Raw genomic sequence first — 24,124 nt, forward strand, 5'->3', positions numbered from 1 at the left:
TTGCATTGTAACGAAAGCTTTTTGCTTTATACTGATATATTTTTTCTGTTCTCACAAGCCCCACTATGGTTCTAAATGCAAAAAACTGCCCATTCGAAGAGCAAAAAGCAAATCTTTTTAGCTGTGCCTGAAACATGCTATCAAACATCACCTCTCTTTTCCATACCAGATACAACATTGTGTTTTTATCGTATTAAACCAACTTATCAATGGAATATAGTCTCACCAAGAAAACCAATTCTCTATGCTCCTTCTTTTTTTGCGTTATGGGCCGTTCATTATGCAGTAAAAAACCCTTCTCTTTTTTCATCAATTTTGTGTCACGGAAAACAATGGGACTCACCTCTTGCACTGCTCTGGCTCAAATTGTGTTTACAAAACGACCGCCGCCTTATGGGATCTGACGTTCCAAGCTTGAGAATCATGAAGGCTTTACACAAACATGTAGCAATGAGTGACTATAGTTCCCTCCCCATTGATACATGGTTACAATTCGTGAAAAACTATAAAAAAAATTGTCAAAACCTATCTCTTCCCCTTTTGTGGCTTGATAATTACAAAAATAATACCAATATCGGTGAGATTATCTCGAAACTTCAAGATGAAATATAGCTTCTAAAAAGTCTCACAAAAGGTAAGCCTTCTATAGGAACATATTCATGGAAAAAAAAGTCTTAATCGTTATTGATGTTCAAAATGACTTCTTACCAGGTGGAACACTTGCAGTACCACAAAGCGATACGATTATACCTGCTATTAATAATCTCATAGACCAATTTGATCATGTTATCTTAACCCAAGACTGGCACCCCAAAAACCATTGTAGCTTTGCTTCTTCCTATTCAGAAAAAGCGCCCTATGACACAGTTGAGCTTAACTATGGCCCTCAAATACTTTGGCCTGATCATTGTATACAAGGAACACAAGGAGCAGAGTTTCATACATCTCTCAGAATTGAGAAGACACAACTTATCCTTAGAAAAGGCTACAATAAAAAAATTGATAGCTATTCTGCCTTTTTTGAAAATGATCAAACAACACCAACAGGCTTGCAAGCTTACCTTAAAGAACATGGTTTTACAAAGCTGGCTATGTGTGGCTTAGCAACGGATTTTTGTGTAGGATTTTCTGCACTTCACGCTATACAATGTGGCTTTAAGGTAAGCGTTTCACTCAATGCCTGTGCTGGTATTGATCTCAACGGATCACTTAACACCATGCTTAAAACGATGAACGAATCCGGTATAGAACTTTTAATGGTTTCCTAAAATATCTTCTTCTGCCTTTTTATTGTAACTATAAAAAATTTAATTTGACTCAGCGACACCGCGTTTATTCAGATGCTGACGCTTGAAACGAAGAGATGAATAAAAAGCCATTCCAAGAATACAGCTCCCCACCAATCCTGTTAAGACTTCAGGAACTGATATAATCGTTTGCAGATACATAATCACCGCGAGAACCAAGATAGCATAAAAAGCTCCATGCTCCAGATAACGATAATGCAACAATACCCCTGATTCGACCAGCATAATCGTCATAGAGCGAACATAAAATGCCCCTATACCAAGACCAATTGCAATAATAAAAAGATTGTGTGAAAAAGCAAAAGCACCAATAACGCCATCAAAAGAAAAACTAGCATCCAGAATTTCTAAATAAAGGAAAGCACCTGCCCCTCCTTTGGCAATTGTTGTTAAAGTTGTTTTTGGAGCATCTAAAAGTGAACTGATGGCTTCCACACCTATAAACGTCAAAAGTCCATAAAGGCTAGCAAGCAAAAAAGTCATTTTATCTTCTCTTGCAATCTGTTCTGCAAAAAACAATATCAAAGTTAAAACGATTGCAATATCAATGCCAGCAAGCGTTCCAAACTTCTGAGCCGGTTTTTCTATAAAAGCGAGCCAATGCACCTCTTTTTGGGAATCAAAAAAATATCTCAAACCAACCATTATCAGGAAAGTTCCTCCAAAAGCTGCAATTCCCACATGAGCATCTGTTAAAATTGCTGCATATTGATGTGGTTCCCATACCGCTAATTTCACTGCTGCAATTGGATTAATTCCAACAGCAATAGCAACCACCAATAACGGAAAAACAATTCGCATCCCAAACACGGCTACCAAAATACCCCATATCAGGAAACGGCGGCGCCATAACGGATCCATTTTTTCAAGAACACGAGCATTAATAATAGAATTATCAAAAGAGAGAGAAATTTCCAAAATTCCTAACACACAGCAAATAAAAAAATATTTCAGAAAACCAGTAATACTTTCTGTTTCAAACCAACCAATCGCCCCTCCCATAAAGACACCAACAATTGTGAAAAAAAAAGCCCATCCAAAATAGCCTAATAAGGCCATGATCATTCCTCACAATTTACTTCTTGAGTTCATTTGTAACATAAATCGAAAGATTGCATTCATTAACGTGAAAATAGAAAGAATCTATATAATGATTCTATATGGAATCTCTGGAAAAAAAACAAGAAAAGCACAGAAAATTTTATATTCTCTCTAAAATGAGTACCAATTTTAAATAATATGTAATACGATAAGTTGAAAATCGCGTTCTATTCATTAAAATTAAAAAAATAAAGAAAAATAAAACTATAAATATTGACATTACATCATGAGTTATTAATACATAGTGTGCCTTTAATGGTTAAAATCTATACCATGATGATTTGCTGAGGGAGATAATTCGTGGCACGTCCTGAAACTGAATCAAAAACTATATTTGGAAAACGTTTACGTTATGTACGCCTCGCTTTAGGGGATCCATCACGTGAAGCACTGGCTAAAAGTTTTAGCATGACAAAAAACTCCATTGCCTTTTATGAGCGTGGAGAAAGAGAACCCAATCTAAGTGTCTTACAAACATATCGCACGTTGTACGGTGTCAATATTAATTGGCTTTTAACTGGACAAGGAAAAATGTTTGATAGCGAGTATAATAAAAGTGACTTCGATTGGAACTATTTTATAAAAAAAATGGAAGGGCTTGAAGAAATTCTTGCCAACAGTGATCATAGTGAAAAAATAAACCAAGAAAAAATTGATAGCTCTTATGAAAAGTTGCAGCAATATTTGTCAAAACAAGGCTTATCTCATAGCCTTAATCCCAAAGCTGCAACTTCTCTGATGGATATGAAAGCTAAAATGGCAAATTCTTATACCCTTAGCTTATTTATTGACTTACTCATTCGAAGTGTATCGCAAAAAGAGATTATAGCTAATCAATAAATATCCTTATCATAAGGGATAGAAATGGATATAAATTTTATCAGCACGGAAAGAAGCATTCTTGTTTTTTCCATGCTGGTGTTTTTTTGTTGTACGTGGAAATTTATTTTGTAAAACAACCCAGTATACTTGCTTACCAAAATAAAAAAATCTAATATAAACTAAAAATGCACCGTAATTAAAGTTTAAAAAACCAGTTTTGTAGTATAGAATACCTATTTATAGATTATTGACAATAAATATTTTCTTGTTATTATATTCGCAGCCCTCATAGAAATTATTGTTTAAGACAAAAAAATCAAGGGGAATATATTGACTACTCGCTATAGAGACATACCTTAGCACATAGTCGTAGTGGTTGAGTGTTTATCCTACAAATTACGGCTATTTTATGAGGTGGAAAGCATGTTTTTTGAGGTATTTCAAGGTGTTCACAATCAATGGTACTGGCGTTTAATTTCAGGAGACGAACAAAAGATTGCTTTTTCAAGTAAGGGTTACCCAACAAAACAAGACATCTTAATGAATATTGAGCAGATAAAAGAAATTACGCATAAAGCCCTTATTAGAGAGCTAGAATCCTAACCTTCCTACCATTAAAATAACAATTTACACTTTTTATATTGAGAATCCCGCACTACACTTTAGTGATGAATAAAGAGAACTTCCTTTTTCTCGATGAAGAGAGGTTTTTATGTGATTTCTAGCATACACCAATGACGGTGAAATAAAAAATTTTTCGTAGATGCTGCATTTGTCCTCAAACAAACAATCAAACTCCTTATTCAATCCATCAACAAGCAACACTCTCAAAGTCTTGTGTTTTTTGGTAAACGACTCCAAGATCATATATGTGTATTCTTAGTAACTCTAACATATCTATAAATTAGTGCATCACCATAAATTTTTGATTGTTAATAATGATCACTTTCCTACAAACTTGAATGCTTTCATAAAGTATAGTTTAGAATAAAATTAAGGCATTATCCCAAAATATACCTTCACCACCAGCCTACAGTCTTTTACGACTAAAGGTTACCTCTTTCTCTCTCCTGCGTCTTTTTATTTCCTTATTTTAACGCCTTTAAAATCTTTTAATTCAGCATTCAATATAAAACTGTAGGCAATAAAATGTAGGCACAATTACCTTTTCATATCCTCTTTAGATTTCCCCTCATCCTGATATTGTTTTATGGTCTCTTCATATTGCTTAATTTGTTCTTTCAGTTTTTTAATTGCTTGATCACGTCTTTTAATCACCATACTTTGCTCTCTAATCGCCCTATCTCGTTCTTCAGTTATCTTCATGGAATCTCTAAAGAACTCATGCTTTATCTTTTTTGCTTCTTCTTTAAGAACTTTAACTTGATCACGATAATAAAGAGCAAAGCGAAACATGAATCCACTGCAAACCAAAACGACAATCACCACTCCTAATAAAATTTCATTTACACTCATGTTGATATCCTTTAAATACCATTAAATTCATCCGTCTTGACCAATTTTTTGTCTCGCGCTCTATCAAAAAAGAACGCCAAGTTACACGTACTAGATGCACAAATCACGCTCAGTACCCTTATTTTCTCCACTAAACAATCTAATGAACAATGCAAAAAAAGCCCTATGAAGTTGTCAATTCCACACCCTCATACTATTGGCACCGTATTTATTTATACAAAACACTAAGAATATAACTAATCTCAAAAATTTTAACATTTTGGAAAATCCCGTCGTTATAAACTTGAACATTACTGTAAAAGCGATTCCTTCCATTAACATGCGCATTACTATTAGCCATTGGAATTAAAAGAAATCTTCATCTTGTCATAAACATACAGCCTACTGCCAATCTCCAAACTTCCATACATCTGTGCATTACCATGAAACAAAGCTGGAAACAGGCAACATACAGTTCATCTGTGCACTATCATAGAGAATGTTGTCATTACAAACATAGGCACCATTATAAAACATGGCATTAGCAAAAACGCATCCATCTTCGATAAAGCGTCTAGCACTTATATTACACTTCACCCAACAATCACCTTCATGTTCTGTAAAATCACTAAGATCATTTTTTTTGATATTTTTAAAACCTCTTAATGCACACATGTGGCATACCATTTAACAGTAACTTAATCTATTAAAACAAAAGAAAAAACAGTGTCCTGCACCAATGAATTTGTTGTATTCTCTACAGCCATAACCTTGTTCCCTAAGGTTGTAGAGATTCATGATATCCACACACCACCTTAATTGCAGAAATTTCTTACAAATGCCAATGTTGGGGTATATCTTGATTCACAATGGTGTTGCGTATACATCAGTGACATTTCATAAACGCACTAGGTGTATTTCCACCTCTGGGTTATACGCATTCACTTTGTCACGATCGTGCAACTGAGGAACTATTTTTTATTAATTCAAATCTGAAAGTATATGGGAACATTTTGTTATTAGTTAAAAACAACTCTATATCCTTCATAAGCGAAAAGCTACGCATGGGTATTTTTACGCTCCTTGTATCACGTACTCTAGATTCGCAGTGTAGTATTAACGCTATAGCGTAAATATGTAAAGGTCTAAAAATGACAAAGACTGAAAAAGATTGGTTTCAACGCTTAATTGAGTTAATAAAAAGCGATGGACGCACAATGATTGAAATAAGCAAAGCAGCAGGCTGTGGACAAAACTACGTACAACAAATGATAAACGGAGGGAAAAGACCCTCTGTAGATAAACTCATGGCTATTCTTAACACACTCGGAAATGCTAGCGCCATATATGTAATAACTGGTTTTAACATCTCCGATGAAGACTTAAAACTCATTGCTTTGATTTCGTCTGGAGATAAAAAGAAGATTGAAGCTTTAAATGTTCTGTTGACTGAGCAGAACTTGTAGAATTTTCTACTATTTCCAATATTTCTTGTTTTTGAGCCTTAGACAAAGCTTCCCATTTCACAATAATATCGGATAAAGCTGCCTCAATTTTTTTGTCATTCTTCATAGTTACACTCCACGTAGTCAAACTATACAACGCTAAAGCGTTTAAATATATCCCATACCTTAGAAACCAATTTTTGCAATAGACTATATCGAAGCCGTTGCGTATAAACTGGTTTTATAAAATCAAATGGAATTCTGTTGATTATGTACCATGGTGAAACAGAAAACATCGCACAATCCAGACCTTTTTATAAAAAACTGGCATCATCATTTTATCAACAACGCTAATAATACTACTCAGATCTTGTGATTCGAACCAAGTGCTAATCGCGATGTGAAGATATCTCTGAAAATACTGCTAACCTCTACGTGAGAGAACAAGAAAAAGCTTATTTTGAAAGAAGAATATATCACAATTTTATTCTATACAGCACTACCTATATTTTTAAAATGATATCGCAAAGTAAAAACACAACAATGCGATATCTCCAGTTCTTATGAACAGCAGCGCTGCCTACCACTCTATGATATGCCTCCCCAAAAGGCTACCTCCTCTTGAAAGCACCCTTGAGATAAGCATAGAGACTTATCAGGAACGAAAATGGAAATACTTTAAAAAATACAATGGGTCAAGCCTCAATGACGCCCACACATACATTACACAAGAATTTACAAAAAGAAAAAAGGTTCTTAAGCTTAGAAAAGAAAACATCGAGAGATATTATCATCTTTGACCACATAGAACACATAAACATTTCTAAATTATGTTTTTATTGAATCTGAAATCATGATGATACGGTCCGGATCAGTTGTAAAAGTGTAACAGAAACACCATTCACTAAAAAATAGAAAGAACTACTTTAAAATAAGTATTTTCTTCCGATTTTATATGACAGGCAAAAACTTAGAATTTCTCTTAGTGAATAAAATATTCACTTATGAAAAAAACAAAAATCAACTCTTTAAAAAACTTTAATACGCCAGTTTTATGAAAAAACATCATGCAGAAGAAATTAAAAAAATGAGCTGATGGATTTAAGAAAGTACACAGCGATACATAAGCTTAGAAAGAATGTGGTACCGTAAATAAAAGCCTCTTTTCACTAAACTGAAGAATGCAAGAAGCTATTCTACACAGAAATGTGCCGGTAGAAAAACCACTCAATAATAGAACAACCATTAAAAGCTTCACGATAAATAAAAAAGCAAAGAATAATAAATCTCAAAACTTCTTTATATTTTTTTCATTTAATGGTGGGCCCGGAGGGACTCGAACCCCCAACCAAGCGGTTATGAGCCGCTGGCTCTAACCAATTGAGCTACAGGCCCCACACAGGTTGCTTTTCTCTAAACTAAAATGCCCTATGATACAAGAGCCTATCTAAAATTATAACCCATCTTTTTCTTTTTATCTATCGGTTTTTCTCGTGAGTACCCTAATTTCTTTACAAGAACACCCAAAAATGAGAAAGTAGTAAACTAATCAATGTAAAGGAACAGATATGACAAACACAATTTTCCAACCGCTGAATCATTATAGCGTTAAAATAGCTATGATAGTACTTACACTGCTAGCCAGTTCACTCTCCATACATGCCGAAGCAAGCAAAATGAAAAACGCAACCATTACAGTCACTGCAACTGGTGAAAGCCAAGCAACACCGGATATGGCAATTATCAACTTAGCTGTTGTTACAGAGGATAAAACTGCCCAAAAAGCATTAGCAGCCAATAATAAATCTATGAATGATATTGTAGCTGCTTTTAAGAACAATGGAATCCAAGCAAATGATTTACAAACATCAGGCTTGTCCATTTATCAATCTAGCACTGAGAAATCTCATGACAGAAGGAATCACGAAAAGCTCTATCATGTTTCAAATTCTTTAACAGTGCGTATTCGTGATCTTGCCAATGCTGGTAAAATATTTGATCAAGCAATGGCACTGGGCGTTAACTCAGTCAATAGCATTACCTTTACCAATGCCGATACAAAAGCATTTTATCAAGAAGCACGTAAAAAAGCTATCACTGAAGCCATTGAAAAAGCCCAAACTATAGCGCAGGCAGCAAATTTAAAATTAGGAAAAATCATTGAAATCAATGAAAATAATGACAATTATTACCCAAAGGCACGCCTGATGAGCAGTGCAACACATGCGAGCTACGCCGATACAAACTTCTCAGGCGGTGAATTAGGTTATAATGTTAGCGTTACAGTAGTATTTGCTATAGACTAAATCGTATGCGCCATAAATTATTGCGCGAAACAATCATATCACTCGCCTTCACAGAGAAGTTCGGTGATATGGTTGAAATAGGTTTCTTCACTCAATAATTCATCATCGTAAATTTCTATTTGTCCACGCGCAGAAAACTGTGTTTGATGTACTGTTTGCCAATTTCCTGATACCAGTGGATGCCACCATTGAAGATCTTTTCCTTCATTAATCAACCGATACGCACAATTTTTTGGAAGCCAACGCGCTGTTTTAACCGTTGCAACATCTAGTGATATACAGTCTGCAACAATTGATTTACGGTGAACATAGTTTTGGCACCGACAAGTTTCCGCATCTAAAAGACGACAAGCAACACTGGTTGCATAAATATCTCCAGTATCATCATCTTCTACTTTGTGTAAACAACATCGCCCACAACCATCACAGAGACTCTCCCACTCAGAAATGGAAATTTCTTCTAGTTTTTTTACTTTCCAAAAGGGAATTTCTTTACTCATAAAATCGTCCATATTTTTTTGAAAAATAAAAAACTACCAAAAGCAAAAGGAATAAAATTACATCCTTATAGTTTCATCAATTTTTCTTTAAAAATGATTTCTACACGCATTAACATGCCAAAATATTGTTCATTCCTTTGAGAAATGACTTTATAATTTCATGCCGCGTATCTGTTGTTTTTATAAATTACAGCACCAATATCAAAGCCAAAAAAATATTAAACATCGAATTTTTTACAGATCGTTCAACACTCAGCCTTCAGCTTTCTAAAAAACACCCAAAAAACTACGCTATATGTGTTTTATCTCCATTCATCAAGAGAAGAGATACATCTTTGAAAATGCTCCTCTTCTCTTAAGAATCGAGAAAGCTGCGCAATTTTCGTGAACGGCTCGGATGCTTTAATTTACGAAGAGCCTTTGCTTCAATCTGACGAATACGTTCCCTTGTCACTGAAAATTGTTGACCAACTTCTTCCAACGTATGATCAGTATTCATCCCTATACCAAAACGCATTCGCAAAACGCGTTCTTCACGAGGTGTTAATGAAGCAAGAACACGAGTTGTTGTATCCCGTAGATTAGCCTGAATAGCTGCATCAATCGGCAATAATGCATTTCTATCCTCAATAAAATCACCTAAATGAGAATCATCTTCATCACCAACAGGTGTTTCTAGTGAAATAGGTTCTTTTGCAATTTTAAGAACTTTTCGCACTTTTTCTAATGGCATAGAAAGTTTGCTTGACAATTCTTCTGGTGTGGGCTCTCGTCCAATTTCATGGAGAATCTGACGCGAAGTGCGAACGATTTTATTAATTGTTTCAATCATATGAACGGGGATACGAATAGTGCGCGCCTGATCAGCAATCGAACGGGTAATTGCCTGACGAATCCACCACGTTGCATAAGTTGAAAACTTGTATCCACGCCGATATTCAAATTTATCGACAGCTTTCATCAAACCGATATTGCCTTCTTGGATAAGATCAAGAAACTGCAAACCACGATTGGTGTATTTTTTTGCAATTGAAATCACAAGACGGAGATTAGCTTCTACCATTTCTTTTTTAGCAATCGTGGATTCGCGTTCACCTTTCTGCACTTGAGTAACAATGCGACGAAATTCACCAATTGAAATAGCTGTTTCTTGTGCAAGATTTTGTATTTCGCTTCGCAGTCTTTGAATTTCTTTCGCTTCGCGCCTTGAAAATTCTTTCCAACCAGATCCTGGCAAAGTTGCAATATAATTTAACCAATCCGCATCCAACTCACGCCCTTGGTATTCTTTTAAAAAGTCCTCATGACCAATGCCATAACTATTGGCTATTCTTTTCAGCTTACCCTCATTATGAATCAGCCTCTTATTGATGTCATAAAGCTGCTCAACCAAAGATTCGATACGATTTTGGTTCAGAGAAAGGGATTTTACTGCTTGAATCAACTCACTCTTTAATTGAATATATTTTTTCTTCTGAGAAGGTGAAAGAGCGCCCTCTTTACGCTCTGCCAAACTGCTTTCAACATGTTGATCTTGTAATTTCCGTAATTTTACATAAGTTTGTGCTATAAAATCTAATGTTTCCATGACTTGAGGACAAAGTTCATTTTCCATTGCAGCAAGCGACAAGTTAACTTCGTCATCATCTTCTTCATCGTCCTCAACGCCCCTCTCTTCCGCAATCCCCTCCATATTACGCATAGCAGAAGAGCTCTTTTCCTCTTTTATCTTATCAACTTCACTTCGTTCAACAACAGGAGCCTGTTTTGCCTCTGGACCAGCATAAGTCATTTCAAGATCAATAATTTCACGAAGAAGAATACGCTGCTCTCTCAGTTCCTCACGCCAGATAATAAGAGCTTGAAAAGTCAAAGGACTTTCACAAAGTCCAGCAATCATTGTCTCACGCCCTGCTTCAATACGCTTAGCAATAGCAATTTCGCCTTCCCGTGAAAGCAGCTCAACAGCTCCCATTTCACGCAAATACATACGCACGGGATCATCTGTACGATCTGTTACTTCACGCTTATTGGTTGTCGTTGCAATTGCGTGGCTAGAGGCCTCTACGAGATCTCCTCCCTCTACCGTAACTTCTCCTTCGTCGTGTTCAGAATCGATCTCATCTTCATCATCCACGACATTAATACCCATCTCAGAAAACATCGCCAAGATATCTTCAATTTGTTCGGAGGTAACCTCTTCAGAAGGAAGAACTGCATTCAATTCATCCATCGTCACATAACCATTTTTTTTAGCGAGTTTAACCATTTTCTTGATGGCATCATCAGAAAAATCAAGAAGAGGGCTATCCAAACTCGCTTGGCTTATTACTTCCACATTATCTTTCTGTTTAACCTTTGTTGCCATACCGTAACTCCACTTGATCACTCCACAGCTTCCACGTGACCAGTTTTTTGCGTTCTCACTTAACGTATCAACAGTTTCTTATATATACTTCCTCTTTAAGGAGATTACTATTGGAAAGAATACATTTTGTATACGCGCTTCATTCACACAAAAACGCGGGAAAACTCCAGAAGTTTCCCCGACACCTCTCAGCCTTTCTGAGATAATCTCTGCAGCATATAGTAGCATATAGTAAGAACCAATTTCCCGCTTTTCCTAAAATTTCGTCGTCATTCTTTACAAAAATGTCGCTCTACATAAACTTCCTCATTTTTAGCCTTAGGTGACAGATTCGCATCAAAAAAGCGAATCATTTTATCGTCTCTTGATTATTCCCGTCTCTTTTTTCATCCAACCAACTTCCAAACCCTTCAATTAATGCTTCTGTCGCTTGCATCTGTTGCAGCTCACTTTGTATCTCACGAAGCAGATCAAAAACCTCGCTCTTAGGATTTTCTACGAGTTGCTCTTCAATATCTTGTAATCTCTTATGTAGGTGGTGTTCTTGAAGATGCAAGTAGATAGCCTGTTTTAATATAGCACGAGCATCGTCTAGAGGAGCGCCAACAAAGACAGTACGCATACCAACATGTTGTACAAGATGTTTCATACGTTCTAAAAGAGCTTTTTGTCCTTTTTTTTCTAAGAGCACAACCATTGTCTCTTTATCATGAAGCTGCTGATTTCCAAGAATTTCCAACATGGATTGATGAAAGCACATTAATTGTGCATTTTTTAACTCCAATTCAGCAAGAACTTCAAAATTTTCATACCATAACTCAGGATAGTAAGCCAAAATCAATAAAATAACAGCTTCACGCAGAGGAATAGATTGCGAAGAATTGCGCACTATATCAGAGTTTGCCAAAACAGAAAAAGATTGGTCTTTAAATATTTTATTTTGGGAAAACTGGTGATGTCTCCCCGCACCCTTTTTTTTCGAAAAAGAGGAACGAAAAAAATCAAAAAGCCGTTTTTTTATATCCTGCAAATAATAACGGCGTATATTTTCATCCTTAATTGTAAAAATTTGCTGTTTCAGTTGTTTTTCTAGAGCCGCTCGAGTCTCTGGAGTTTCAAAGCTTTTTCCATGAGTAGCACGCCACCACAAAAGTTCAATCAAAGGAATTGCTTTTTGTAAAAAAGAAGAAAAAAGTTGTGCACCACCGGCAGAAATAATTTCATCTGGATCTTTACCTTGTGGCAACAAAACAAAGCGCACAGAAACGCCTGCCTTTAAAAGAGAAAGTACACGATCAGCAACACGAAAAGCAGCTTTTAAACCAGCATCATCTCCATCAAAACATAAAATGGGATCCGTGCCCATTTGCCATAAAAGCCCAATTTGCGCCTCTGTTAATGCTGTCCCCAAAGGAGCCACAGCTCCCTCAAAGCCAGCTTTAGCCAACGCAATCACATCCATATAACCTTCAACAACTAAGAGTGAATGATTTTTTTTATCGCCAACCAAACGGCTATTTTTGCGAGCAGTAGCAGCATTGTAAAGTATATTTCCTTTATGAAACAACACTGTTTCAGGACTATTAAGATATTTTGCAGGTGTATCTTTTTCTAACGTACGCCCTCCAAAAGCTACCACACGTCCGCGTAAATCTTCAATCGGAAACATAATACGATTTCTAAAACGATCATAGGAAACCGTTTCATCCTCACCAAATTTGAGGAGTCCACAATCTTCCATTTGTTTTATTGAAATACCACGCGCACTTAAAGCTTCTTTCAAAGCTGTACGTCTCATTGGAGCAAAACCAATTCGAAAACGTTCTACAAGCTCTGGTGTCACACCACGTGCATCAAGATAACGACGCGCCTGCATACCACCTTTATCGCGTAAGCTATGTTGAAAAAAAGCTGTAGCCATTCTCATAACATCATAAAGATCGGCTTTTTCCATCTGACGTTTTTGACTTTGTGGATCAAAAAGAGGTAATTTTATCCCTGCAAGATCAGCTAAACGCTCAACACTTTCTGAAAAATGCAATCCATCAAGCTCACACAAAAAAGTAAAAATATCACCACTCACACCACAACCAAAACAATAATAGCGACCTTTACGATCATCACAATGAAAACTTGGTGTTTTCTCACCATGAAAGGGACAACAACACCAAAAATCTCCTCGCGAAGGCTTACTTTTTTGGGGATCAAAGATCACCCTTTGGCCAATAACTATTGAAATTGGTAATCTGGCGCGGAGATCATCAAGGAAATCAGGCGAAAAGCGCATTATCTCTCACAGAGTTTTAAAATTCTTTTTTGCATATTTAACGAGTTTGAAGCATAATTCCAATACTTCCTCTTAAGTGGTTTTAAAAAATTAAAAGTTCAACCGCATATTTTTCAGAAACGGAGAGTGAAAAAGTGATCAAATTTCTTGTTCAATATCCTTTGCTAGAATCTATCATTTGGCTTATTATTCTTATCATTATTGCACTTTTAGTCAATTTTTTAGCACGAAATCTCCTCTCTCATGGAGCAAAACGGCTTTCTTCTTTTCTGCCTAAAAATACAAGCGTTGATATTGAATACACCATTGGGTACATAGCAAATATTGTTGCAGCTTTTATTCTCTCAATCGGTATTAATTTTATTCCGACACTCCCTGATACATTTAGCACCATCATAGAAAATGTCGCGAATGCCTTCATTATTCTTTTTGCTGTTCTTGCAATTTCTTCTCTTCTTAATGTTATTAATATCCTCTATGAACAACAGCCAACAGCGCGATTAAAACCAATAAAAGGTTATATTCAAATTGCTAAAATTGCGCTTTTTACTGTGGCTGCGATTCTTATGGTAGCGACATTAATTGACCGTTCACCTCTTATTCTTTTATCCAGTCTTGGTGCAATGGCCGCTGTCTTGATGTTGATTTTCCAAGATACACTCCTTTCTCTCATTGCAGGAATCCAAATTTCATCTACCGATATGGTCCGTGTCGGCGATTGGATTCAAATCCCCAGTCTGGATGTAGATGGTGATGTCACTGAAATTGCACTCCATACTGTCAAAGTTCAAAATTTTGATAAAACAATCACGACCGTGCCTATCCGTAAACTGGTGACAGACTCTTTTAAGAATTGGCGTGGAATGGAGGAAGCAGGTGGACGACGCATTAAACGCTCCCTCTTTATTGATCAATCAAGCATCCGTTTCCATACAGAAGAAGAACAAGAATATCTCTCTCGCTTTAATTTGTTAGAAAATTATTTTACACAAAAAATACCAGAAATCCGTGAATGGAATACGCAATTAGATAAAAATCATGACGTTTTAGCCAATACCCGCCGTTTAACTAACATTGGCACGTTTCGTGCTTACATTTTTGCATATCTAAAAAAGCATTTAAATATTGAACAAAATATGACCCTGATGACACGACAATTACCACCTACACCAAATGGCTTACCCTTGGAAATCTATTGCTTTACCAATACAACTGTTTGGCTAGAATATGAACAAATTCAAGCTGATATTTTTGACCACCTTTATTCCATTCTTCCTAGTTTTGGTCTAAAAATTTTTCAAAATCCAAGTGGCTATGATTTTCGTCATGTTTTAGAAGCGAAAGAAAAGTAAAATGATAAACTTCAATTCATCCATTTTTTAAATCAACCCTATTTATAACAACAATGAAAGAAAAAGTATCATGAATGGTTCACTGGTACTCCTTCATCTTGCAGGTGCTATTTCTTTACTTCTTTGGGCTACACGCATGGTACGTACAGGTGTTGAGCGTGCCTATGGTGATAAGCTTAAATACAAAATGCGCCACGTTATTTCCAAACCATTATTTGCTGTCAGTTTTGGACTTTTTACAGCAATGATTTTACAAAGCTCTACAGCAATAACACTCCTTGTTGGTTCTTTTGTCGAATCTGGTTTTGTCTCTGGATTAGCGGGGCTTATGGCTGTGCGTGGAGGAGAATTAGGATCAGCGCTCGTTGTTAAAATTCTTTCCTATGACCTCACTCTCGTTGTGCCACTGTGCCTTTTAATTGGTACCTGTATTTTCATGACAACTGAAAAACGTGATTGGCGTCAAGTCGGTCGTATTGTCATTGGTATTGGCCTTTTGATTTTGTCTTTACAAATGATAAGTGAAGCGACCAAACCTTTACGTGATAGCGCTATTTTACCTAACATCATTCGTTATCTTTCCACCGATCCTGTTTCCACTTTTTTGTTGGCAGCCGCATTCACTTATCTCTTACATTCATCCATTGCTGGAATTATTTTGCTGGTTAATTTCGCGAACTATGACCTTATCCACGCTCAGCTCTGTGTTGTCATGGTTCTTGGCGTTAATTTTGGTTCCTCTCTTATAGCACCACTTCTAACACGCAATGCGCCCCCTAATGCTCGCCTCGTTCCCTTGGGGAACTTACTCATGCGCGGCGTTGGTTCAATCCTTGCTCTTATCTTATTTCTTTCCTTTCAACCACCCATCACATGGTTTGGTGATAAGCCCTCCACTCAAGTTATCAACGCCCATATCATTTTTAATGTTTTCATTCTTCTTGCTGGAATACCACTCTCGAAATGGGTTTTAAAACTAACCACTCAAATTGTTCAGATAAGTACAAAAAAAACACAAAGCGATAAAACGCTTAATTTATCTGATCAAACAGCCCTTGATGACAGCGTTCTTGAACGCCCAACTTTAGCGCTTTCTAATGTCAGGCGTGAGGTCATCCATATTTGTGACCTTGTGGATATTATGCTAGAAAAAATCATGGGACTTTATGAGAAACCTGATCCCGACATCATCCGTGAACTCAACCAGCTAAATACCATATTAGATAAAAAACATATCGCAATCAAACTTTATCTCGCACGATTAGCTGGACAAAAATTATCTGATGAAGAAGCTCTTCAAACACAAGAACTTTTAGGTGCTTGTATAAAATTGGATCAAGCAGGAGATATTATCATTCATAATATGCTTATGCTGGTTAAAAAGAAGCAACAAAAAAATTTACAATTTAGCAGCGAGGGATGGAATGACCTTCTTCGTTTCCACACTATTGTTCTAGCCAACGCGCATATCGCATTTAATGTTCTTGTCTCACGTGATACACACACCGCGCATTTATTGGTGCAGAAAAAAGATCAGCTTCGAAATTTAGAAAAAGAAATGAGTTTGAAGCATTTTAAACGCCTGCGTGAAGGCGATCTCACAAATGTAGAGTCGTCAAGCCTTCATCTTGATACTGTACGCGATTTGAAACAGATCAATTCCCTTTTAACCTCAATGATCTACCCAATCTTAGAAGCACAGGGACTTCTCCAAAGTTCCCGCCTACGTAATCCTGCGGAACAGTAAACAGCTAAATCTTTACTTTGAGGATATTTAAAAGATAATGAACCATATCGATCATGATATTGAAAATTCAAATGTCTTACTCAAGCACTCTTATCAAAAGTGCACCTTTTCATAACATCAAGGAAAAAACACGCCATAAGAGATAGAAATATCAATCAGATTACAATAATGGTAGTGTTTATCTATACAAAATTTTGTAAAGAATTAAACAACACCATTTTTAAATATCATTTCAAGCATCATCGATATCCTACTAGCAGGCTTTTTTAAACTTTTTGGATATTCACTTTTTCATTATTTTAAGCATATCATTTTCATTTTTTCAAAATTTGTTATAAGAATTAGTAAAAATATACTTATAAATACACTTTTTATACTATAAAAGTACGTTTTAAGACATTTTTTACATAAAATAGTTGCATACTTCAGCGTTTTGTTTTATTATTGAGACAGTGATGTGTATTTGTGATTGTATGGATATAATACTGCACGCATAAGATATTCGCATGAGTTGAAAAAACAGCGAAGTAAAAATAAAGTTTCCAACAGCAGTATCCTTTCTTTTGGGGAAAGAGAGCCTTGACCTTTACAAAGCTTACCCTAGTTAGAACTAACAGTTTAGATTCAGGCAAAGGAGAATATAAATGGAAGACGCAAACATTGGCTGGATTGCAGCTATTATTATCGGTGGTCTTGCAGGTTGGGCTGCACAGTATCTTATGAAAAGCCAGACAGGGATATTTCTAAACATTATCCTGGGAATTATTGGAGCCGCATTAGCGAGCTTTGTTTTTGGCCTTTTAGGCGTGAGCTTTGCTGGTTGGCTTGGCTATCTTATTTCAGGTTTTATAGGAGCCTGCATTCTTATATGGATAGGAAGAAAAATTCGCCCATAAAGTTTTGTGCATTTTTCTAAAAGCATCTTTTGGTGCTCAATAAAATAATTGAAGTATTTCCACCATAGTTTTAAATTATGGCTATGGGTGGGGTGGTGGTTAGATGTTTAAGCAGCAATCTTTTCGCATCACCATCTTTTTTGGGCACCATCTCGTCTTTTTGGAACCACTATTTTGGGGACCATTATTATTGTGTCGTTAAATGAGAAACAGTAAAGGCTTGCGATTTACCATCCCCTATCAATAGCTATAAACATTTCCACTAGCTATAAGCATTTATACGAGTAGAGATGATGCTGTTATTTTAGTGCAATACTATAATACTCGTTTCATTTTTTACAATTCGCGTTCAAGATCTTAGCCGGTTGCTCCAACACTCTTCCTATACTCAAAATTCTGCTAAGAGCGAGATGCTAAAGATAATACCCATCCCATTTTTCTTACAATCTTTCTTATTTCTGTTTTTTATCAATGAAAGATTTTCTAAGGTAAATGAATTCTGCATCTCTTTTTTATATGCATTACAAACGAATTTTAAGGCCCTAAATGTTTTTCCCAATCCCCTGTTGCTATCAAGAAAGTTTCACAGTGCATTGTGTGAAAGAGTTTTAGATAAATCGTAACGCATTATTTTACCTTTTTTCATGAAAATACGCCCCATCATATAATTTTCTACATATCCTCTTTTAAAGAGCTGCCATTCCATTTTTCCCTTATAGCTTTTCATTTAAAATCTTGCTGCCTTTGCATTTCTACATTATAATGTGAATGTCTATTTTTATCACCTAGCATACAAAACACGGTTTTAGATATAGAGTGAAATGATTTCTAAACCAAAAGACTCCATCTTGCCCCCTCTCAAATGGCTATCTGATCAAGACCCCTCAATACCAGAGAACATTCGTGATTGGCTCATGGAAAAGAATTCTATGACGCTCCGATTGAAAAACTATTGCACCCGCATACATGTCGAACCACAACGGGAGTGTTTCATTACGCCGGATAAACTAAAAGAGGAAGCTGAACATCTCCCTGTTAGTTCACACTACTGGTTACGTGAAGTCATACTGATGGGAGATAACCAACCTTGGCTTCTTGGACGCACTGTAATCCCGCAAGAAACTCTCTTTGAACGTAATCAAGCACTCATGCATTTAGGCACTATACCATTAGGAAACTATTTATTTAACAGTGGCAAATTAACCCGCGATTACATTCATATTGGCCAACAAGATGCCCAACAAGATGTATTGTGGGCACGCCGTTCCCGTTTGCGCTTAGCAAACGAACCATTGTTGCTAACCGAACTGTTTTTAGCAGCTTCACCGCTTTACACAACAAATCTTACACAAATGAAAGAAGCAATATCTTAAAGAAGAGTATAACGTAAAATAGATGATAGATGTCTTATAAACTCATCAATAAAAGAACCACTCATCTGCTTACTTTAAAATGCGCTTTTTATGGTGATTCTTCCGAAAAACTGTTGCTTATTAGCCCCTGTCTCTTTGTGAAAAACCACTGATGATAAAATACTTTCAGACACTATGTCACTCGATTAAAATTTACTGCAATTTTTTACAAAGTCTCTTGCCAACCTTAGAAAAATTTATTTTCTCAATAGAGCGCTTCTTGAACGTACTATAATCTCTTACCAATATCACGAAGAATCCTGTTTCTTCTTGCACTAAGACTTTACCAAGCAACTCCCTGCCTTCCCTTTTATCAAACTGATAAAAAAGAATTCGTGAAAGACTGTTATTTTTTCTTGGTTTTCTACCAATTGTAAGCAAGCAGATTCGTATAAACGCGCATAAACTCCTTCTGCCATTTTATTATTTTAACTAAAATAAACTGCCTCTGATAAATATCCCCCTTCTAGTCTCCTTTTATCACGCTCTCTAATCGGCCATATTATATATTGCCGCAAGAATAGCGCTATCCTGCACCTCCAAGCAATATGAAGCGCTCCATCAATCTGGTCAGACAACATAAATCTATCTCATTTTATCTACGAAGAAAAACTGCTTTTTCAGCGATCCTTCTACGTCTTACAATATGCAAAAAATAATTAATCTGAGATTTTAGAAAAATTCAAAAACAAGACTTTACCTCCTTATAGAATATACCTATACTCTCTATCTCAAGCGAAACATTGTAAACGATGTACACAAAAGCTGTTATGCTTTTGCGCGGTGTTGGTTATTATACCTTTCAAAAACAAATTGTGGATACACACTATGAAACAAACTACCTCATCTTGCGATCCTTGGAGTGTAAGAAAACCTACAGCCCTCTTAGTATTAGCTGATGGAACAATTATTGAAGGTAAAGGATTAGGTGCTACAGGCATTGCTGAAGGTGAAGTGTGTTTCAACACCGCCATAACAGGATATGAGGAAATTCTTACAGATCCATCATATACGCAACAAATTGTTAATTTTACTTTTCCTCACATAGGAAATGTAGGAACGAATAGTGAAGATATTGAAGATCTCACTCCCCTCGACTGTCATGGTGCCGTCGGTGCTGTTTTCAAAGCAGACATTACACGTCCCTCCAACTATCGTGCAAATGAAAACCTACATCAATGGCTCAAAACACGTAAAATTATCGCACTTTGCGGTATTGATACACGTGCACTCACCATTCTTATTCGAGAAAAAGGTGCACAAAATGCTATCATTGCACATGATTCTCATGGGCGTTTTGATATCCCTTCTCTGCAGAAACGTGCACAAAAATGGCCAGGTCTTATCAATCTTGATCTTGCGAAAAACGTTACCTCTAAAGCATTAGGGCAATGGAACGAAAAACCATGGGTATGGAATAAAGGATATCATACAAACAGTGTGCACAATCTTCATATCATTGCAATCGACTATGGTATTAAGCGTAATATTCTTCGTCTTATGGCTACACAAAATGCGCGCATTACTATCGTGCCTGCACATACAAGTGCAGAAGAAATTTTAGCAATGAACCCTGATGGTATTTTTCTTTCTAATGGTCCAGGTGATCCAGCAGCAACAGCGCAATATGCCGTTCCAACGATTAAAACATTGATTGATCATAATTTGCCACTTTTCGGTATATGCCTTGGTCATCAACTTTTAGCTCTCACTCTTGGTGCAAAAACCATAAAAATGCACCAAGGACATCATGGCGCTAATCATCCTGTTAAAGACCTTAACACCGGAAAAGTTGAGATTGTATCAATGAACCATGGCTTTGCTGTAGATGCTACCTCTTTACCACAGCATGTCCAAGAAACACATATTTCCCTCTTTGATGGTTCAAACTGTGGAATTCGAATTATTGGAAAACCCGTTTTTTCTGTTCAACATCACCCCGAAGCTTCCCCTGGACCACAAGATAGCCACTACCTCTTTCAACATTTCTGTGATCTTATTATAGATTATAAAAAAATAGCTTGATTAAAGTGCTTTTCTTTTAGATTCTCTCTCTTAAATCACACGCTTTTACCTCGCAAAAATCCACTCTTTTTCAGAAAGCGTAATCTGCTTCTAGAACACGTAAGTTGTACTTTATAGGTCTTGAGAAAATATTCTTATTAATCAGAAACGCAAAAAATTAGCGTACCCGTAAAGCAAAAACTATCGTCGTCACGACAAGCACACAAAAGCTCCCCACAAAAGGAGCACCAGAAAAATAAAACATCGCGCCTTCATGGGTAAAATATTCGAAGAGAAGCATATAAAAAAGAGGACCGAATATTAAGCTCAATGAAACAACAGATGTCATCGCTCCCTGCAATTCTCCTTGTGCATTCGCCGGTACCTGTTCTGAAGCAATAGCACGCATAGGTGCATGAACAAGATACTCAAGCATCGTACACGAAAAAACTGCATAAACCATCCAGCCTTGTGTCGCAAATGTGTAACCAAACATAGCAGCTAATGCAAACAGAAGACCTAACATGACAATACGCCAATTGCTCCATCGCTTAGAAAAATAAGGCAGAATAAGCGCTACCACAATAATCTGTCCTATACCAAAAACACTATAAGACAATCCAATAGACAACGTGCCCCAATCGTAGCGTTCTTTAGCAACAAATGCCCAAATGCTCGGCCATATAGATTCCGCAAGCCAATAAAGAAAAAAGACTAATAACATCCAGAGAACTTTTGGATATTGTCTAAGCTGTAAAAGGGCACCTAACGGATTGGCACGTTTAATATCAAAAGAGCGTCTATTCCACATAGGAAGCGTTTCTGGAAGCATAACCCACGCAAAAATAAAATTCATGAGTGAAAAACCAGCAGCAAAATAAAACGGAATACGCGGACCCAATTGCCCTAAAAAGCCTCCAATGAATGAGCCTAAAATAAATCCCAACCCAGATGAAATTCCTAACAGACCAAAATTGCGCGTACGAGTCTTCTCATCAGAGATATCGGCAAGATAAGCCGTACAAATTGCAAAACTAGCACTACTCATCCCTGACAAAAGGCGCCCAATAAACAACATAGAATAGCTCCACGCTATAGCACATATAAAGTTATAAAGAGCAAAACTGATAATCGAAATAAGCAAAATAGGACGACGACCATAACGATCAGAGAGATTGCCAATGATCGGAGCAAATAAAAATTGCATTGCTGAATAAGCTACAAATAACCCTCCCCCTTCTACAGAAGCTTCGCTAATATTCTTCCCCGTCAACTGAGCAAAATATTCAGGCAAAATAGGACTAATAATTGCGATACCAATAATATCCAGTAATAAAGTAATAAAAACTAAAATAAGCCCATGATGGATAAATTTTTGATCGAGCTTTTGGCTACTCATAGCATGTAAATTGCTTTCCATACAATCTTTCAAACCCTACCTGCTATTAAGAACTATGACATAAGATCACTTGTTCTTACAAAAACGATAATTGAAGTAAAAAAATCAAAAAACAGAAAATATCACAAATTTTTATTTGATAGATACATAACAATGCATAAATTTCTATAAAAAATCACCATTTATAAGAAATAAGCTTCAATGAAGTAAATAAATTTAAATTTTAACATCACAATTTGCCTATAATTTTCTTCTAAGAAAAATAGTATTAATTAAATATACTACATTCAAATAGAAATTTATATTTTAAATAAATAATAAATATTTGAATATAATTTCAATTATTTATAAATGGTTTTACTATAAAATTATATTAAAAAGTTTATATTTTATTATTAAACATTTATTTTAAAAAAACCAATTTAATCATAATAAAAAAATTTATATACTTCACTTTTAAAAGTATCTACATCATACGAAATCAGCATCTCCTATCATAAAACCCTCCATATACCTCTTTATACTATATTTATGATATGTTATAGTGAGTGAAAGATAATCTGATTAACGCAGAAAAGTACCACTCATTATTAAATTCAAAAATGGTGAAAAGATGCGAAAAATATTCCAATTCATTTTAATTTCAGCATTGGTTACAGGATGTGACTTTCAGAATTCTGATGGAAATAAAGAAACGTCTGAGAACAAAACGGAAATACAGCAAGAACAACAAGTGAATCTAGATCCCTATACTTTAAAGAAACTCAATGTTATTCTTAAAGAGCGCTCGAAAATCAATGACCATGAGAAAGAAAAAATAATCGACTTTCTCTCTGGTGCTTTTTTAGGAACACCTTACAAAGCAAATATGTTACAGGGTTCAGAGAATGTACCAGAAGAACTCATAATCGACTTTAGAGGTTTAGATTGCTTTACTTATCTTGATTATGTTGAAGCATTACGGAAATCAACTTCGCAAACAGAATTTATAAATAATGTGATCCAAACGCGTTATGTTGACGGTAATATAAGCTTTTTGAATCGAAAGCATTTTTTCACAGACTGGGCTTATAAAGAATATAAACTTGCCAACGATATCACAGCACAAATCAGCCCCAATGCGGTAAATACCGAAAAATATCTCAATAAAAAAGCTGATGGTGGGAACTACCTTCCTGGATTACCAATTGTGAAGCGCAATATAACGTATATTCCAAGTAACTTTATTAATGAAGACGTCATAAGCCAATTACAATCTGGTGATTTTATTGGTATATACACCAAACTCGATGGTTTAGATGTAACCCATGTGGGTTTCTTTATCAAAACAGAGAATGGCCCAATGTTACGAAATGCTTCTTCACGAAAAGAGAATGAAAAAGTTGTGGACTCTCCTTTTATGGATTATGTAGCAAAAACACCAGGGATTATTGTTTTAAGAGCCCTAAAATAACCTATATGGGGACAGAAATGTCCCCTATAATGAACAATATATATTCGAATAAACCCTCAAATTATCAAACTAAACATTCAAACTCATGTCATCTACACACAGACAACACCTTTGTTGATATTTTAAAGCGAAATAACAGAGAATCTTACTCTAGCTTTAAACCTTAAATAAAAGAACCAGCTTATAATATTGTTTGCCATTCTCCATTTTTGATAAAAAAATGCTGTTCATGAGTTCAATTGATTGAGCATTATCATAAAGGAGAAAATG

General features: G+C 36.0%; 20 protein-coding genes and 1 tRNA gene. 12 read left to right on the plus strand and 9 right to left on the minus strand.

Features of this window, described 5'->3' with window-relative positions; translation table 11 throughout:
• The first annotated feature begins 75 nt into the window (after nucleotides 1–75).
• Nucleotides 76–612 (plus strand): hypothetical protein, encoded by a 537-nt coding sequence (locus NPX99_RS03415; RefSeq protein WP_269030448.1) that lies wholly within the window; start codon nucleotides 76–78, stop codon nucleotides 610–612.
• A gap of 47 nt (nucleotides 613–659) precedes the next feature.
• On the plus strand, nucleotides 660–1,268 hold the full coding sequence (gene pncA, locus NPX99_RS03420; protein WP_269030450.1) for a bifunctional nicotinamidase/pyrazinamidase: 609 nt from the start codon (nucleotides 660–662) through the stop codon (nucleotides 1,266–1,268).
• A 39-nt stretch (nucleotides 1,269–1,307) separates the two neighbouring features.
• On the opposite strand, the gene NPX99_RS03425 is transcribed toward pncA, so the two are convergent.
• Complete coding sequence (locus NPX99_RS03425; protein WP_269030452.1) at nucleotides 1,308–2,366, minus strand: DUF475 domain-containing protein; 1,059 nt, start codon at nucleotides 2,364–2,366, stop codon at nucleotides 1,308–1,310.
• Between the two features lie 342 nt (nucleotides 2,367–2,708).
• Between NPX99_RS03425 and NPX99_RS03430 the strand changes: the two genes are divergently transcribed.
• Together NPX99_RS03430 and NPX99_RS03435 are read left to right on the plus strand one after the other, a co-directional pair.
• Entirely contained in the window at nucleotides 2,709–3,248 is a 540-nt protein-coding gene (locus tag NPX99_RS03430) for a helix-turn-helix domain-containing protein (RefSeq protein ID WP_269030454.1), read from the plus strand.
• A gap of 405 nt (nucleotides 3,249–3,653) precedes the next feature.
• Nucleotides 3,654–3,833 (plus strand): YegP family protein, encoded by a 180-nt coding sequence (locus NPX99_RS03435; protein WP_269030456.1) that lies wholly within the window; start codon nucleotides 3,654–3,656, stop codon nucleotides 3,831–3,833.
• Nucleotides 3,834–4,391: 558 nt separating this feature from the next.
• On the opposite strand, the gene NPX99_RS03440 is transcribed toward NPX99_RS03435, so the two are convergent.
• Both NPX99_RS03440 and NPX99_RS03445 read right to left on the minus strand, forming a co-directional pair.
• On the minus strand, nucleotides 4,392–4,706 hold the full coding sequence (locus tag NPX99_RS03440; protein ID WP_269030457.1) for a hypothetical protein: 315 nt from the start codon (nucleotides 4,704–4,706) through the stop codon (nucleotides 4,392–4,394).
• Between the two features lie 417 nt (nucleotides 4,707–5,123).
• Nucleotides 5,124–5,360, minus strand: coding sequence for a hypothetical protein (locus tag NPX99_RS03445; protein WP_269030458.1), 237 nt, complete (start codon nucleotides 5,358–5,360; stop codon nucleotides 5,124–5,126).
• A 476-nt stretch (nucleotides 5,361–5,836) separates the two neighbouring features.
• Between NPX99_RS03445 and NPX99_RS03450 the strand changes: the two genes are divergently transcribed.
• Nucleotides 5,837–6,151 (plus strand): helix-turn-helix domain-containing protein, encoded by a 315-nt coding sequence (locus NPX99_RS03450; protein WP_269030460.1) that lies wholly within the window; start codon nucleotides 5,837–5,839, stop codon nucleotides 6,149–6,151.
• Here the strand turns inward: NPX99_RS03450 and NPX99_RS03455 are convergent.
• Nucleotides 6,075–6,257, minus strand: coding sequence for a hypothetical protein (locus NPX99_RS03455; protein ID WP_269030462.1), 183 nt, complete (start codon nucleotides 6,255–6,257; stop codon nucleotides 6,075–6,077). The genes NPX99_RS03450 and NPX99_RS03455 overlap by 77 nt on opposite strands.
• Before the next feature lie 1,191 nt (nucleotides 6,258–7,448).
• Nucleotides 7,449–7,525, minus strand: a tRNA-Ile gene (locus NPX99_RS03460).
• A gap of 173 nt (nucleotides 7,526–7,698) precedes the next feature.
• Between NPX99_RS03460 and NPX99_RS03465 the strand changes: the two genes are divergently transcribed.
• The gene (locus tag NPX99_RS03465; RefSeq protein ID WP_269030464.1) at nucleotides 7,699–8,436 is read left to right on the plus strand and encodes an SIMPL domain-containing protein; all 738 of its coding nucleotides are present in this window, start codon (nucleotides 7,699–7,701) and stop codon (nucleotides 8,434–8,436) included.
• A 38-nt stretch (nucleotides 8,437–8,474) separates the two neighbouring features.
• Here the strand turns inward: NPX99_RS03465 and NPX99_RS03470 are convergent, their stop codons facing one another.
• The 3 genes from NPX99_RS03470 to dnaG form a co-directional block, all read right to left on the minus strand.
• A complete protein-coding gene (locus NPX99_RS03470; protein WP_269030465.1) occupies nucleotides 8,475–8,936 on the minus strand; it encodes a YcgN family cysteine cluster protein in 462 nt (153 codons plus the stop codon).
• A 355-nt stretch (nucleotides 8,937–9,291) separates the two neighbouring features.
• Nucleotides 9,292–11,304, minus strand: coding sequence for an RNA polymerase sigma factor RpoD (gene rpoD, locus NPX99_RS03475; protein WP_269030466.1), 2,013 nt, complete (start codon nucleotides 11,302–11,304; stop codon nucleotides 9,292–9,294).
• A gap of 349 nt (nucleotides 11,305–11,653) precedes the next feature.
• Complete coding sequence (gene dnaG / locus NPX99_RS03480; protein ID WP_269030467.1) at nucleotides 11,654–13,591, minus strand: DNA primase; 1,938 nt, start codon at nucleotides 13,589–13,591, stop codon at nucleotides 11,654–11,656.
• 134 nt (nucleotides 13,592–13,725) lie between these two features.
• Between dnaG and NPX99_RS03485 the strand changes: the two genes are divergently transcribed.
• The 5 genes from NPX99_RS03485 to carA all read left to right on the plus strand — a co-directional run bounded on the left by NPX99_RS03485 (nucleotide 13,726) and on the right by carA (nucleotide 21,023).
• Nucleotides 13,726–14,943 (plus strand): mechanosensitive ion channel family protein, encoded by a 1,218-nt coding sequence (locus NPX99_RS03485; protein WP_269030468.1) that lies wholly within the window; start codon nucleotides 13,726–13,728, stop codon nucleotides 14,941–14,943.
• A gap of 70 nt (nucleotides 14,944–15,013) precedes the next feature.
• Nucleotides 15,014–16,690, plus strand: a complete 1,677-nt coding sequence (locus tag NPX99_RS03490; RefSeq protein ID WP_269030469.1) for a Na/Pi cotransporter family protein — start codon at nucleotides 15,014–15,016, stop codon at nucleotides 16,688–16,690.
• 644 nt (nucleotides 16,691–17,334) lie between these two features.
• Nucleotides 17,335–17,586, plus strand: a complete 252-nt coding sequence (locus NPX99_RS03495; protein ID WP_269030471.1) for a GlsB/YeaQ/YmgE family stress response membrane protein — start codon at nucleotides 17,335–17,337, stop codon at nucleotides 17,584–17,586.
• Between the two features lie 821 nt (nucleotides 17,587–18,407).
• A complete protein-coding gene (ubiC, locus tag NPX99_RS03500) occupies nucleotides 18,408–18,959 on the plus strand; it encodes a chorismate lyase (protein ID WP_269030473.1) in 552 nt (183 codons plus the stop codon).
• Nucleotides 18,960–19,826: 867 nt separating this feature from the next.
• Nucleotides 19,827–21,023, plus strand: a complete 1,197-nt coding sequence (carA, locus tag NPX99_RS03505; protein ID WP_269030474.1) for a glutamine-hydrolyzing carbamoyl-phosphate synthase small subunit — start codon at nucleotides 19,827–19,829, stop codon at nucleotides 21,021–21,023.
• 157 nt (nucleotides 21,024–21,180) lie between these two features.
• Here the strand turns inward: carA and NPX99_RS03510 are convergent, their stop codons facing one another.
• Nucleotides 21,181–22,422 carry an MFS transporter gene (locus NPX99_RS03510; protein ID WP_442864048.1) on the minus strand — a complete coding sequence of 414 codons (1,242 nt, stop codon included), beginning with the start codon at nucleotides 22,420–22,422 and terminating at the stop codon, nucleotides 21,181–21,183.
• A gap of 592 nt (nucleotides 22,423–23,014) precedes the next feature.
• On the opposite strand from NPX99_RS03510, the gene NPX99_RS03515 reads away from it, so the two are divergent.
• Nucleotides 23,015–23,854 carry a DUF1460 domain-containing protein gene (locus tag NPX99_RS03515; protein ID WP_269030476.1) on the plus strand — a complete coding sequence of 280 codons (840 nt, stop codon included), beginning with the start codon at nucleotides 23,015–23,017 and terminating at the stop codon, nucleotides 23,852–23,854.
• Nucleotides 23,855–24,124 lie beyond the last annotated feature (270 nt).

The sequence above is a fragment of the Bartonella sp. 220B genome, assembly GCF_026930205.1.
Classification (GTDB): domain Bacteria; phylum Pseudomonadota; class Alphaproteobacteria; order Rhizobiales; family Rhizobiaceae; genus Bartonella.